We start from the raw sequence: 11,083 nt of genomic DNA, 5'->3' as shown, positions 1-11,083 counted from the left end.
CACTCTCCGATTTCCGGGGAGGAGCTCAGAAATCCGAGGCCGAGAAGCGTATGCAGATGGTGGACGGAGAGCGGCGCGTGCATCTGGAATCCCGGCTGCGTTTGGCGCGTTCGATGCTGGGCGATCTCGATCCGCTATCATTCATCGATCAGTGGGTTTCGCCGGAGGAGCGCTACCAGAGAAAGTTCATGGATGAATAGGGTGCCAATAGGATGGACGGCATATCGCTAACCTGCCTCTATCACAGCATTCAGCGGCCATGAAAGTTGATACCTGTACCTGGCAAAACCTTGAGTGATGCGCGGGTCCTTTCGATGAGATTGACGTACTGACGCATCACGCGTTGCCGATTGCGAGCTGCAAGCCCGGCCAGTTTGCATATTTGTCACCGGTTTCGCGGATGTGCGTATAGCGTTTCAGGCTAACCCAAGACCTGTGTCCGCTGACAGCTGCGATATGAGGAATGTTCCAGCCCATTTCAAACAGCCGCGAAATGCCTTCGTGGCGCAGATCGTGGAAGTGCAGATCTTCGATCCCGAGCAGCTTGCAAGCGCGGGTGAAGTTGGCCGTGATTGCGTCCGGTGAGTAGGGGAAAATCTCACCTTGATGCCCGGGCATGCTGTCGATGATCCGAATGGCTTCCTCGGGCAGATCGACCCAGGTATCGTTTCCGAGCTTCTCGCCGGGATGCTTCATGTCACGGACCAGAACGCGTTTGTGTTCCTTCTGGAAATCATCCCAGGTGAGTCGGGTGATCTCTGCCTGTCGGCGCGTCGAGAAGAGAGCGAACACGATCACCTTGTGCATGGGCATGGCCTGAGGTGTTCTCTGGCGCCGATCAATGAAATGAGCCAGCAGCCGGTCGAGTTCATCGAGGGTGGGTCTGCGGTTCCGCTGCGCGGAACGCGAGATGATCCCCATGCGGCGCGCGACGGTGATCGCGTCTCTCATCTCTCGGTCATCCAGTCGGAAGTCCCACATCGGTCGAGCTATGGCGAATATGGAGGCGAGGTGGCTCGCGTAGTTCCCGACGGTTTGCGGTTGCCCGGGCAGTGACTGAAGGAACTCGATGATATCCTTCGACTTGATGGTGGAGCAGGGCAGATCGGCGATTGGGTAGGTCGCGATGGTCCTGAGGACCTGTGCTTTCGTGCGACCGATTTCCTTTACGGCCTCTTCAGTGTAGCGCTCGATCGCTTTGGACAGCGGAGGGTCGGATACGTTCAGCCCTTCCAACGCACCAGGCTTTGCTAGCTCCTTCTCGCGCTTCTTTATCCAGGTGGTCGCAGCTGGGCGTCTGTCAAAAGTCTTTGTCTCGTGATAGACGGTTCCCTCGCGCATCACTCGTACACGTGCCCTGTAACTGTGACTTCCATCCTTGCGCTTGCGTGTGGTGATCGAGCCCATGACGGTCTCCCCATTTGGTCCATAATGAGCGGAAACGAGACGAACTGCAGGTGCCTTTAAGTGACGGAAAATAATAATAAACTAGAGATTTCAACGGCCTCCCGTCTGTCTGTCGCGCCGATGATGGATTGGACCGACAGCCTGTGCCGGCAGTTTCACCGGGTGATCTCGCGCAATGCGCTGCTGTATACCGAGATGGTGACCTCGGCCGCCATCGTGCACGGTCCGCGGGCGCGGCTTTTGGATTACGATGCGGCCGAGCATCCGCTGGCGCTGCAGATCGGCGGCTCGGATCCGGCGGAGCTCGGCGAGGCGGTGCGCATCGCCGCCGATTGGGGCTATGACGAGATCAACCTGAACTGCGGCTGTCCGTCGGACCGGGTGCAGTCGGGCTGCTTCGGCGCGGTGCTGATGAAGGACCCGGATCTGGTGGCGCGCTCGGTCGCGGCGATGATCGCCGCCTCGCCGGTCGAGGTGACGGTGAAATGCCGCATCGGCGTCGACGATCAGGAGCCGGAAACCGTGCTTCCCGCTTTCCTGACCATGCTGCGCGACACCGGCGTGCGGCGCGTGACCATCCATGCCCGCAAGGCCTGGCTGCAGGGGCTGAGCCCGAAGGACAACCGCGAGATCCCGCCGCTCGATTATCCGCTGGTGCAGCGGATGGTGAGCGAATTCCCGGATCTCAGCCTGTCGATCAACGGCGGCATCCGCACCCTCGACGAGGCCGAGGCGCAGCTTGCGGCCGGGCTCGACGGGGTGATGATCGGGCGCGCGGCCTATCACGAGCCGATGACGGTTCTGGGGGCGGCGGACGCCCGGATCTGGGGCGAGGGCGCCGAGCGCGATCCGTTCGAGGTGGCCGAGGCGATGCGCCCGGTCATTGCGCATCATCTGGAGGCGGGCGGGCGGCTGCATCAGATCACGCGCCACATGCTCGGCCTGTTCCACGGCCGGCCGGGGGCGCGCGGCTGGCGCCGGGTGCTGTCCGAAGGCGCGAACCGGCCCGGGGCGGGGCTTTCACTTTACGATGAAGCGCTGGCGCAGCTCGCGATTGCTGTCTAAGACAAGCGACAAAAGGAGTCCCTCATGCCCGATATCGCCTCGCTAGGCCTGCTGTTCGGCTTTCTGGTCCTCGTCGGCGGTGTTGCCGGCATCATCTCGGGGTTGCTCGGGGTAGGGGGCGGCATCGTTCTGGTGCCGGCGTTTTTCTACATGTTCTCGGCGCTCGGCTATCAGTCGGCGGGGCTGATGCAGGTCTGCGTCGCGACCTCGCTCGCCACGATCATCGTGACCTCGGCGCGCTCGGTGATGGCGCATCACAAGAAGGGCGCGGTCGACTGGGTGATGCTGAAGCAATGGGCGCTGCCCATCGCCATCGGCGCCGTCGCCGGCGTGGTGGTGGTGTCGCATCTGCACACCCACACGCTGCAGATCATCTTCGGCACCATGCTGCTGTTGATCGCCGCCTATATGATCGTCGGCAAGGCGAGCTGGCGGATCTCGGACAATCCGCCCTCGGCGCTGTTCCGGGCCTGGTTCGCGCCGCTGATGGGGTTCATGTCGGTGCTGCTGGGCATCGGCGGCGGCTCCATCGGCACGCCGATGCAGACGCTGCACAACATCCCGATCCACCGCGCGGTGGCGACGTCCTCGGGCTTTGGCGTGCTGATCGCCATTCCCTCGACCGTGGGCTTCCTGCTGACCCATGTCGAGAATGCGCCGCCCTATACGCTCGGTGCGGTGAACATCCCGGCGTTTCTGGTGGTGATCGCGGTCAGCGTCATCACGGCCCCCTGGGGCGCGGCGCTGGCGCACCGGCTGCCGGCCCGTCAGCTGAAGATCGCCTTCGCGGTGTTCCTGATGCTGATTGCGCTGAACATGCTGCGCAAGGCGCTGTTCTGAACGGCTGACGGCGAAATTACGAGACGCATGAAGGCCCCCGGAGACGGGGGCTTTTGGCTTTGGATGGGCATACGAGACGGCAATAAGCTACGCGAGCTTACCGTTTTATTTTGTCAAGCGCATGATCGCCAAATTTCTTGCTGAACGTTTTGCAAATCTGCCTCCATCTCCTGACCTGACTGAGAGTTAAGGAAAAATGTTTTCCATTGACCTGAATATCCTGTCCATGAGCAATTTTATTTCTGACTTGATTCATCGTGTTCAATGTCGTCTTCAATGTTTCAGTAGATTGCCCCTGCCAAGACAACCCATCAAAGACATCCTGAATTCCGAGTCGGCGGAAGAGTCCGATGATGTTTGCATCGCTGGGGTTTCCCCACCTTGACCAGGTTTGCCGGTAGTCTTTTAGGTCCGTGTCAGAAAGAACCCTGCCGAACGCTTTCTCCGAACATTCAAGAAAAACTTCCCCGACATAGGCCTGCATCGCAGAGGTCAACATGACCACGCAGGCTCGATTGAGAGCGCGGCCTTCATAACTTCCATCCGCCATTTTTTGCGGAGCGCCCGGTTTTCCCCCATGCAAGTCTTCCCGGACTTTTATGATTTCATCAACGAATGCAAAAGAGACAGGCATTTTTTACCTTTTTCATATATGTCCAGTCGCATCTCAAGCCGTAACGCAATCGTCATTACGGGGAATCATGCGCATACATCATAATCCTGATGTCATAGCTCGATGAACCGTCAATAAATCATCCATCCGTTATGGATGATTTCCCCTCACTTCATCTTCATCGCCCGTGCCTCGTTCCACAGCGCGTCCATCTCCTCGAGCGAGCTGTCGGCCGGGCGGCGGCCGGTTTCGGCGAGACGGCGCTCGATATGGGCGAAGCGGTTGGTGAACTTGCGGTTCGCCGCGCGCAGGCAGGCCTCGGGGTCGAGGCCCATATGCCGGCCGAGGTTCACCATCACGAACATGAGATCGCCGTATTCCTCCTGCAGCTCCTCGGGGCCGAGACTGTCGCGCGCCTCGGCGACCTCCTTCGCCTCCTCGACCAGCTTGTCGAGAACGTCATCCGCGCTCTCCCAGTCGAAGCCCACCCGCGCGGCCCGGTTTTGCAGCTTCAGCGCGCGGCTCAGCGCCGGCAGCCCCATCGCCACCCCGTCGAGCGTGCCGCGCTCGCTGCGTCCGGCGCGCTCGGCCGCCTTGATCTTCTCCCAGTCGAGGGTCTGCTGCGCCGCGCTTTTCGCATTGCTTTCCGCGCCGAAGACATGCGGGTGACGCGCGATCATCTTGTCGCACACCGCCTTCAGCACATCGGCCAGATCGAACAGCCCCTGTTCCTCGGCCATGCGTGAATGGAACACCACCTGAAACGCCAGATCGCCGAGTTCCGCCGGCAGCTCGTCCCAGGCGCGGCGGGCGATCGCGTCGGCGACCTCATGGGCTTCCTCGATCGTGTAGGGCACGATGGTGTCGAAGCTTTGCTCCAGATCCCAGGGGCAGCCGGTCTCGGGCGTGCGCAGCCGCGCCATGATCTCTGCCAGACGGCGCATCTGTTCGGCCGCGTCGCGGCTGTCGTTGCGCTCGATCCCGTCTTCGATGCCGTCCGCCATGGTGCTGTCCCTCTGTCTTGTCCGTGTCATCTTGCCCTTGCCGGCGATCCCGGCGACAACAGTGAGGTGTTACGACCCAACAGAGCTCCGAGTCCACCATGCCCGTGATCAATCGCATTGCTGCCTTTGCCCCCGAAATGACCGGGTGGCGGCGCTGGCTGCACCGCCATCCGGAGCTGGAATTCAATCTTCCCCGGACCTCGGAATTCGTGGCGGAACGGCTGACCGAATTCGGCGTCGACGAGCTGCACCGCGGCATCGCGACATCGGGAATGGTGGCGCTGATCCATGGCCGCGCGCCGGGGCCGGTGGTGGGGCTGCGCTCGGACATGGATGCGCTGCCGATCACCGAGATGACCGGGGCGGACTGGGCCTCGGAAAACCCCGGCCGGATGCACGCCTGCGGCCATGACGGGCATATGGCGACGCTGCTCGGCGCGGCGAAATACCTGGCCGAGACACGCAACTTCGCCGGCACCGTCGCGCTGATCTTCCAACCCGCCGAGGAAGAGGGCGGCGGCGGCGAGGTCATGGTGCGCGAGGGCATCATGGACCGCTTCGCCATCCGCGAAGTCTACGGGATGCACAATGCGCCGAACCTGCCGGTCGGGTTCATCCGCACGGCGCCCGGCCCGGTGATGGCCGCCGTCGACACGCTGAAGGTCCATCTGACCGGCAAGGGGGCCCATGCCGCGAATCCGCAGCTTGGCGTCGATCCGATCCCGGCGATGGCGGCGATGGTGATGGCGCTGCAGACCATCGTCAGCCGCAATGCCGGCGCGCTCGACGAGCTGGTGGTTTCGGTGACCGAAATCCACGCCGGCACCGCCAACAACATCATCCCCGAGACCGGCTGGTTCGGCGCCACGATCCGCAGCTTCGATCCCTACATCCGCGACCTCGCCGAGGACCGGATCCGCGCGGTGATCGAGGGGCAGGCGGCCTCTTTCGGCGTCGCGGCCCAGATCGGCTATCAGCGCGGCTATCCGCCCACGGTGAACGACCCGCAGAAGGCGCACTTCGCCATCGACGTCGCGCGCGAGGTCGCAGGGGCCGATCATGTCGACGACAACGCGCCGCGCGACATGGGGGCGGAAGATTTCTCCTACATGCTCGAGGCGCGGCCGGGGGCGTTCCTGTTCCTCGGCATCGGGCCGGGCGAGGGGCTGCATCACCCGCGCTACGACTTCAACGACGAGGCTCTGCCGGTCGGGGCGAGCTTCTTCGCCCGGCTGGTCGAGCGCGCGCTCCCCATCGGCTGAGCGGCCCCGCGGCCGAGCTGGCAGGGCGGCGGTCACTTCCCGGGGCCGCCTTGCACTTCACCGGGGGCGCGGCTAGGGTGCGCGCCGAAACCCGTCGGGCGGCGTCGTGCCGTCCCAAGGCCCCTAGACAGAGGACCAGACCCATGTTCGTTACCCCCGCTTTCGCCCAGGCTGCAGGTTCCGCCGGCGCTTCGGGCGGCTCGGCGCTGATGCAGTTCCTGCCGCTGATCTTCATCTTCGTGATCATGTATTTCCTGCTGATCCGTCCGCAGCAGAAGAAGATGAAGGAAACCCGCGCGATGATCGAGGCGATCCGCCGCGGCGACATGGTGGTGACGCAGGGCGGCATCATCGGCAAGGTGACCCATGTGAAGGAAGACGGCTCGAACGAGGTCGAGGTGGAAATCTCGCAGGGCGTCAAGGTCCGTGTCGTGAAGTCGTCGATCTCGCAGGTCGTCTCGAAGACCGAGCCGGCCGCTTCGGCGAACTGATCGCGCCTGAAACGGGGCGGAACCGGGCGTGCCACGCATTGGCGCGGCCCGGTTTTTCCCCGACACCGGGCCCCGATTCCGCGGCCCGTCACCCGGACTGAAACAAGACAAGGCGACCCGCCATGCTGCAATTCCCGCTCTGGAAACGCATCCTCATCATCGGCCTGTGCCTGCTGGGGTTGGCACTGGCGGCGCCGAACATGTTCTACAAACGCGTCGAACAGCACAATGACGCGGCGACCGCGCTGGTCAAGAACGGCGCGCTGACCGCCGAGGAACAGGGCTGGCTGGCCGGCTGGCCGTCGTGGATGCCCTCGGGGATCGTCAACCTCGGCCTCGATCTGCGCGGTGGCGCGCATCTGCTCGCCGAGGTGCATCTGTCCGAGGTCTACAAGACGCGGATGGAGTCGCTCTGGCCCGAGCTGCGCAATGCTCTCGCCGCCGAGCGCGGCACCCTTGGCGCGATCCGCCGCGTCCCGGCGCCTGATGGACAGCTTAGGATTCAGATCGCCAATGCCGATCAGCTGCCGAAGGCGATCGAGGTCGCCAAGACCCTCGCCCAGCCGGTGGTGACGCTGACCGGCGTCGGCCAGACCGACCTTGCCGTGACCGGCGAGGGCGACACCATCACCGTCCAGCTCAGCGAGGCCGAGCGCAAATCGGCCGATGAACGCACCATGGCGCAATCGCTGGAAATCGTGCGCCGCCGCATCGACGCCGCCGGCACCCGCGAGCCCACCATCGTGCGCCAGGGCACCGACCGCATCCTGATCGAGGTGCCCGGCATCGGCTCGGCCGAGGATCTGAAGGCGCTGATCGGCACCACCGCGAAGCTGACCTTCAACCAGGTTACCGGCACCGCGACCTCGGACGATCAGACCCCCGGCGCCGGCAAGGAAGTTCTGCCCGATGCCGAGCGCAAGGGCCTGTTCTACGTTCTCGAATCCGTGCCGGTCGTCACCGGCGACGATCTGACCGATGCCCGTCCCGAGACCGACCAGAACGGCCGTCCCGCGGTCGGCTTCCGGTTCAACCCCGCGGGCGCGCGTGCCTTCGGCGATTACACTGCCGCCCATATCGGCGAGCCCTTCGCCATCGTGCTCGACGGCAAGGTGATCTCGGCGCCGACGATTCAGACGCATATCGCGGGCGGCTCGGGTATCATCACCGGCAACTTCACCGTGCAGCAGTCGACCGACCTGGCGCTTTTGCTGCGCGCGGGCGCGCTGCCGGCCGGAATGACCTTCCTCGAAGAGCGCACCATCGGGCCGGAGCTCGGCGCCGACTCGATCCGGGCGGGCATGATCGCCTCGGCCGTCGGCTTCATCGCGGTGGTGGTGTTCATGGTGGCCTCCTATGGCCTCTTCGGTGCCTTCGCCTCGATCGCGCTGTTCATCAACATCGCCTTCGTTCTGGCCTTCATGTCGATCATCGGCGCCACGCTGACGCTGCCGGGCATCGCGGGTATCGTGCTGACCATCGGCACCGCGGTCGACGCCAACGTGCTGATCTTCGAGCGCATGCGAGAGGAGCTGCGTCGCGGCCGAACCCCGGCACGCGCCTTCGAGCTCGGCTTCGACAAGGCGATGTCGGCCATCGTCGACGCCAACGTCACTCACCTGATGGTCGGCACGATCCTGTTCGTTCTGGGCGCAGGTCCGGTGCGCGGCTTCGCCGTGACGCTGATCTTCGGTATCCTCGCCTCGGTATTCACCGCGATCTGGCTGGTGCGGATGATGATCGCCCAGTGGTTCGCCTACAAGCGTCCGAAGACGGTCGTGGTGTAAGGAGTTCAGACAATGGCATTCCGTCTCAAACTTGCGCCGGTGCACACGAATTTCGACTTCTTCCGGCATCAGATCCTGACGCTTGGCGGCGCGAGCCTGCTGACCGTGCTGTCGATCTTCGCGATGTTCTGGCCGGGGCTGAACTTCGGCATCGACTTCCGCGGCGGCACCACCATCCGCACCGAGACCTCGCAGCCCCTCGACATCGGCAAATACCGTTCCGCGCTCGAAACGCTGCATCTGGGCGATGTGGTGATCTCCGAGGTGTTCGATCCCGCCTTCGGGCCCGATCAGCATGTGGCCACGGTCCGCATCCAGGCCCAGGGCGACAGCAATGCCGCGATGGACGGTGCCGCGATCGCCCGGGTGACCGAGGCGCTGCGCACCGTCGATCCGGACGTGAAGGTGATCTCGACCGAGTCGGTCGGGCCCAAGGTCTCGGGAGAGCTGATCTGGACCGCGGCCTGGTCGATTCTGGCGACGCTCGTCGGCATCATGCTGTATATCTGGCTGCGCTTCGAATGGCAGTTCGGCGTCGGCACCGGCATCGCGCTGATCCACGACCTGTTCCTGACCATCGGGCTGTTCGTGGTGTTTCAGCTCAAGGTCGATCTGACCATCGTCGCGGCGCTGCTGACGCTGCTCGGCTATTCGGTCAACGACAAGGTCGTCGTGTTCGACCGGCTGCGCGAGAACCTGGTCAAGTACAAGTCGATGCCGCTGCGCGAGGTGATGAACCTGTCGGTCAACGAGACGCTGTCGCGCACCGTGGTGACCTCGGTGACGACGCTTCTGGCACTGATCCCGCTGCTGGTTCTGGGCGGCGACGTGATCCGCGGCTTCGTCTTCGCGATGGTCTGGGGTGTGCTGATCGGCACCTATTCGTCGATCTTCGTGGCCAAGAACATCGTGCTGTTCCTCGGCGTGAACCGCAACCGCGACCGCAAGATCGACCCGGCCGCCAAGCTGTTCGGCGACAAGGTCGAGGTGGCGGATGCAGACAAGTGAGCCCGATTTCGGCGGCAGGCTCGCCATCGATTCCTACGGCCCGGGGTTCTTCCGGGTCGGCGGAGCGGTGCGGCGCGGCCCGCTCCTGATCCGGGCCGAGACCGCCTTGCCCTGGCACGGGCTCGACGATCTCGCGCCGCTGACGGAACTCGCCGGCCTCGTCGATGTGCTGCTCATCGGCATGGGGGCGGGGATGGCTTATCTGCCGAAACGACTGACGGCCGCGCTCGATCCGCTCGGTATCCTGTGCGAGCCGATGACCACGCCCTCGGCCGCGCGCACTTACAACGTTCTGCTGTCCGACGGCCGGCGCGTCGCCGCTGCTCTGATCCCGATGCCCGAGGCCTGAGCCCCGGGGGGCTTTCGCACCCGAACGGCTTCGGTTAGCCTTGGCCATGACCCGGCCATTCCCATGCCCCTTCTGATCCTCGAAGCCCTGACTGTCGCACGCGGATCGCGCCCGATTCTCGGCGGGCTGTCGTTGCGTCTCGATCCGGGCGAGGCGGTCGCCTTGCGCGGGCCGAACGGGATCGGCAAGACGTCGCTTCTGCGCACCGTGGCCGGGTTGCAACCGCCCATGGCGGGACGGGTCCACGCGCCCCGTGGCGCGGCGCTTGCGGGCCATGACGATGGGATTTCGGGCGCGCTGAGCGTGGCAGAGACACTTCGGTTCTGGGCTGCGGTCTGGGGGACGCATCTGGGCGGCGGAAGCGCACTCGAGGCTTACGGGCTTCAGGCGCTGGCCGATTGTCCGGCAAGCCGGCTGTCTGCGGGCGAGCGTCGCCGCCTGGCGCTCGCCCGGCTGATCGCGACCGGCTGCCCGCTGTGGCTGATGGACGAGCCGACCGTTTCCCTCGACCCGGTGGCACAAGAGATGCTCGCCCGCGCCATTGCCGGGCACCTTGCCACGGGCGGCGCGGTGCTGCTGAGCACGCATCCCGATCCCGGCTTTCCGGTCGACCGCTGCCTCGATCTCGCGGCTTTCCGTGCGGCCGAAGCGCAGGACCCCTGGTCCGGTGCCGGAGCACCCGCATGAGGGCGCTTGTGCTGCGCGAGCTGCGCCTTGCGCTGCGCGCGGGTGGCGGCGGAGGCCTCGCTCTCGCCTTCTTCGCGCTGGTGATGGCGATTGCACCTCTGGGCATCGGATCCGGGGCGGAGGTATTGCGCCCGCTTGGCCCGGGGCTCTTGTGGATTGCGGCGCTGCTGGCCTGTCTGCTGTCGCTCGAGCGGATGTTCGCGCGCGATTTCGCGGACGGGACGCTCGATCTTCTGGCCAGCGCGCCGGTGCCTCTGGAGAGTGTCGTTCTGACCAGGGCCACGGCCCACTGGCTGCTGACGGGGGCGCCGCTCGCGCTGGCGGCACCCGTGCTCGGGGTGCTGATGCAGCTGACGGTCTCGGACGGCGGCTGGGTGGCGCTGACGCTGCTGCTCGGCACGCCGGCGCTGTCGCTGATCGGCGCGTTCGGAGCGGCGCTGACGGCGGGGCTTGGACGCGGGGGGCTGCTGCTGCCGGTGCTGGTGCTGCCGATGACGGTTCCGGTGCTGATCTTCGGCACCGAGGCCGCCCGGCGCGGCATCGAGGGGCAGGGCCCGACACCGGCGTTGG

At 64.8% G+C, this 11,083-nt stretch carries 13 protein-coding genes; 10 read left to right on the top strand and 3 right to left on the bottom strand.

All coding sequences use genetic code 11. The features are described 5' to 3' along the window. Window positions 1–200, top strand: a 200-nt coding sequence (locus tag CG50_RS17040; RefSeq protein ID WP_211248584.1) for a hypothetical protein, incomplete at its 5' end; no start/stop codon positions are given. A 136-nt stretch (window positions 201–336) separates the two neighbouring features. Here the strand turns inward: CG50_RS17040 and CG50_RS07985 are convergent. Beyond that, window positions 337–1,407 (bottom strand): site-specific integrase, encoded by a 1,071-nt coding sequence (locus CG50_RS07985; protein WP_036636922.1) that lies wholly within the window; start codon window positions 1,405–1,407, stop codon window positions 337–339. A gap of 60 nt (window positions 1,408–1,467) precedes the next feature. Between CG50_RS07985 and dusA the strand changes: the two genes are divergently transcribed. Then, window positions 1,468–2,472, top strand: a complete 1,005-nt coding sequence (gene dusA / locus CG50_RS07980) for a tRNA dihydrouridine(20/20a) synthase DusA (protein WP_036636920.1) — start codon at window positions 1,468–1,470, stop codon at window positions 2,470–2,472. Between the two features lie 24 nt (window positions 2,473–2,496). Beyond that, entirely contained in the window at window positions 2,497–3,312 is an 816-nt protein-coding gene (locus CG50_RS07975) for a sulfite exporter TauE/SafE family protein (RefSeq protein WP_036636918.1), read from the top strand. Between the two features lie 97 nt (window positions 3,313–3,409). Here the strand turns inward: CG50_RS07975 and CG50_RS16830 are convergent, their stop codons facing one another. Further along, window positions 3,410–3,946: a HEPN domain-containing protein gene (locus CG50_RS16830; protein ID WP_152559468.1), complete on the bottom strand. Its 537-nt coding sequence runs from the start codon at window positions 3,944–3,946 to the stop codon at window positions 3,410–3,412. A 146-nt stretch (window positions 3,947–4,092) separates the two neighbouring features. Next, window positions 4,093–4,869: a nucleoside triphosphate pyrophosphohydrolase gene (mazG, locus tag CG50_RS07970; protein ID WP_394297134.1), complete on the bottom strand. Its 777-nt coding sequence runs from the start codon at window positions 4,867–4,869 to the stop codon at window positions 4,093–4,095. 158 nt (window positions 4,870–5,027) lie between these two features. On the opposite strand from mazG, the gene CG50_RS07965 reads away from it, so the two are divergent. The 7 genes from CG50_RS07965 to ccmB form a co-directional block, all read left to right on the top strand. Further along, the gene (locus CG50_RS07965; RefSeq protein ID WP_036636916.1) at window positions 5,028–6,191 is read left to right on the top strand and encodes a M20 aminoacylase family protein; all 1,164 of its coding nucleotides are present in this window, start codon (window positions 5,028–5,030) and stop codon (window positions 6,189–6,191) included. Between the two features lie 143 nt (window positions 6,192–6,334). Further along, window positions 6,335–6,682, top strand: coding sequence for a preprotein translocase subunit YajC (gene yajC, locus CG50_RS07960; RefSeq protein ID WP_036636914.1), 348 nt, complete (start codon window positions 6,335–6,337; stop codon window positions 6,680–6,682). Between the two features lie 122 nt (window positions 6,683–6,804). Then, complete coding sequence (gene secD, locus CG50_RS07955) at window positions 6,805–8,469, top strand: protein translocase subunit SecD (protein ID WP_036636912.1); 1,665 nt, start codon at window positions 6,805–6,807, stop codon at window positions 8,467–8,469. Window positions 8,470–8,481: 12 nt separating this feature from the next. Next, on the top strand, window positions 8,482–9,477 hold the full coding sequence (gene secF, locus CG50_RS07950; protein WP_036636910.1) for a protein translocase subunit SecF: 996 nt from the start codon (window positions 8,482–8,484) through the stop codon (window positions 9,475–9,477). Continuing rightward, complete coding sequence (locus CG50_RS07945; RefSeq protein WP_036636908.1) at window positions 9,464–9,826, top strand: Mth938-like domain-containing protein; 363 nt, start codon at window positions 9,464–9,466, stop codon at window positions 9,824–9,826. Before secF ends, CG50_RS07945 begins: the two co-directional genes overlap by 14 nt. 63 nt (window positions 9,827–9,889) lie before the next feature. Further along, the gene (gene ccmA, locus CG50_RS07940; RefSeq protein ID WP_036636906.1) at window positions 9,890–10,513 is read left to right on the top strand and encodes a heme ABC exporter ATP-binding protein CcmA; all 624 of its coding nucleotides are present in this window, start codon (window positions 9,890–9,892) and stop codon (window positions 10,511–10,513) included. Continuing rightward, window positions 10,510–11,083 (top strand): heme exporter protein CcmB (gene ccmB / locus CG50_RS07935; protein WP_036636904.1); only part of this gene is annotated, 574 nt, incomplete at its 3' end. The genes ccmA and ccmB, both read left to right, overlap by 4 nt.

The sequence above is a fragment of the Paenirhodobacter enshiensis genome, from assembly GCF_000740785.1.
GTDB lineage: Bacteria > Pseudomonadota > Alphaproteobacteria > Rhodobacterales > Rhodobacteraceae > Rhodobacter > Rhodobacter enshiensis.
The sequence above is the reverse complement of the archived record's forward strand: the minus strand, read 5'-3'. Positions and strand labels throughout refer to the sequence as shown.

Excerpts from the sequence above, each read along its gene's own strand:
- yajC (WP_036636914.1), top strand. The coding sequence starts at position 6,335 with ATGTTCGTTACCCCCGCTTTCGCCCAGGCTGCAGGTTCCGCCGGCGCT.
- CG50_RS07985 (WP_036636922.1), bottom strand. The coding sequence starts at position 1,407 with ATGGGCTCGATCACCACACGCAAGCGCAAGGATGGAAGTCACAGTTAC.
- CG50_RS16830 (WP_152559468.1), bottom strand. The coding sequence starts at position 3,946 with ATGCCTGTCTCTTTTGCATTCGTTGATGAAATCATAAAAGTCCGGGAA.
- ccmA (WP_036636906.1), top strand. The coding sequence starts at position 9,890 with ATGCCCCTTCTGATCCTCGAAGCCCTGACTGTCGCACGCGGATCGCGC.
- CG50_RS07965 (WP_036636916.1), top strand. The coding sequence starts at position 5,028 with ATGCCCGTGATCAATCGCATTGCTGCCTTTGCCCCCGAAATGACCGGG.
- mazG (WP_394297134.1), bottom strand. The coding sequence starts at position 4,869 with ATGCGCCGTCTGGCAGAGATCATGGCGCGGCTGCGCACGCCCGAGACC.
- CG50_RS07945 (WP_036636908.1), top strand. The coding sequence starts at position 9,464 with ATGCAGACAAGTGAGCCCGATTTCGGCGGCAGGCTCGCCATCGATTCC.
- secD (WP_036636912.1), top strand. The coding sequence starts at position 6,805 with ATGCTGCAATTCCCGCTCTGGAAACGCATCCTCATCATCGGCCTGTGC.
- secF (WP_036636910.1), top strand. The coding sequence starts at position 8,482 with ATGGCATTCCGTCTCAAACTTGCGCCGGTGCACACGAATTTCGACTTC.
- CG50_RS07975 (WP_036636918.1), top strand. The coding sequence starts at position 2,497 with ATGCCCGATATCGCCTCGCTAGGCCTGCTGTTCGGCTTTCTGGTCCTC.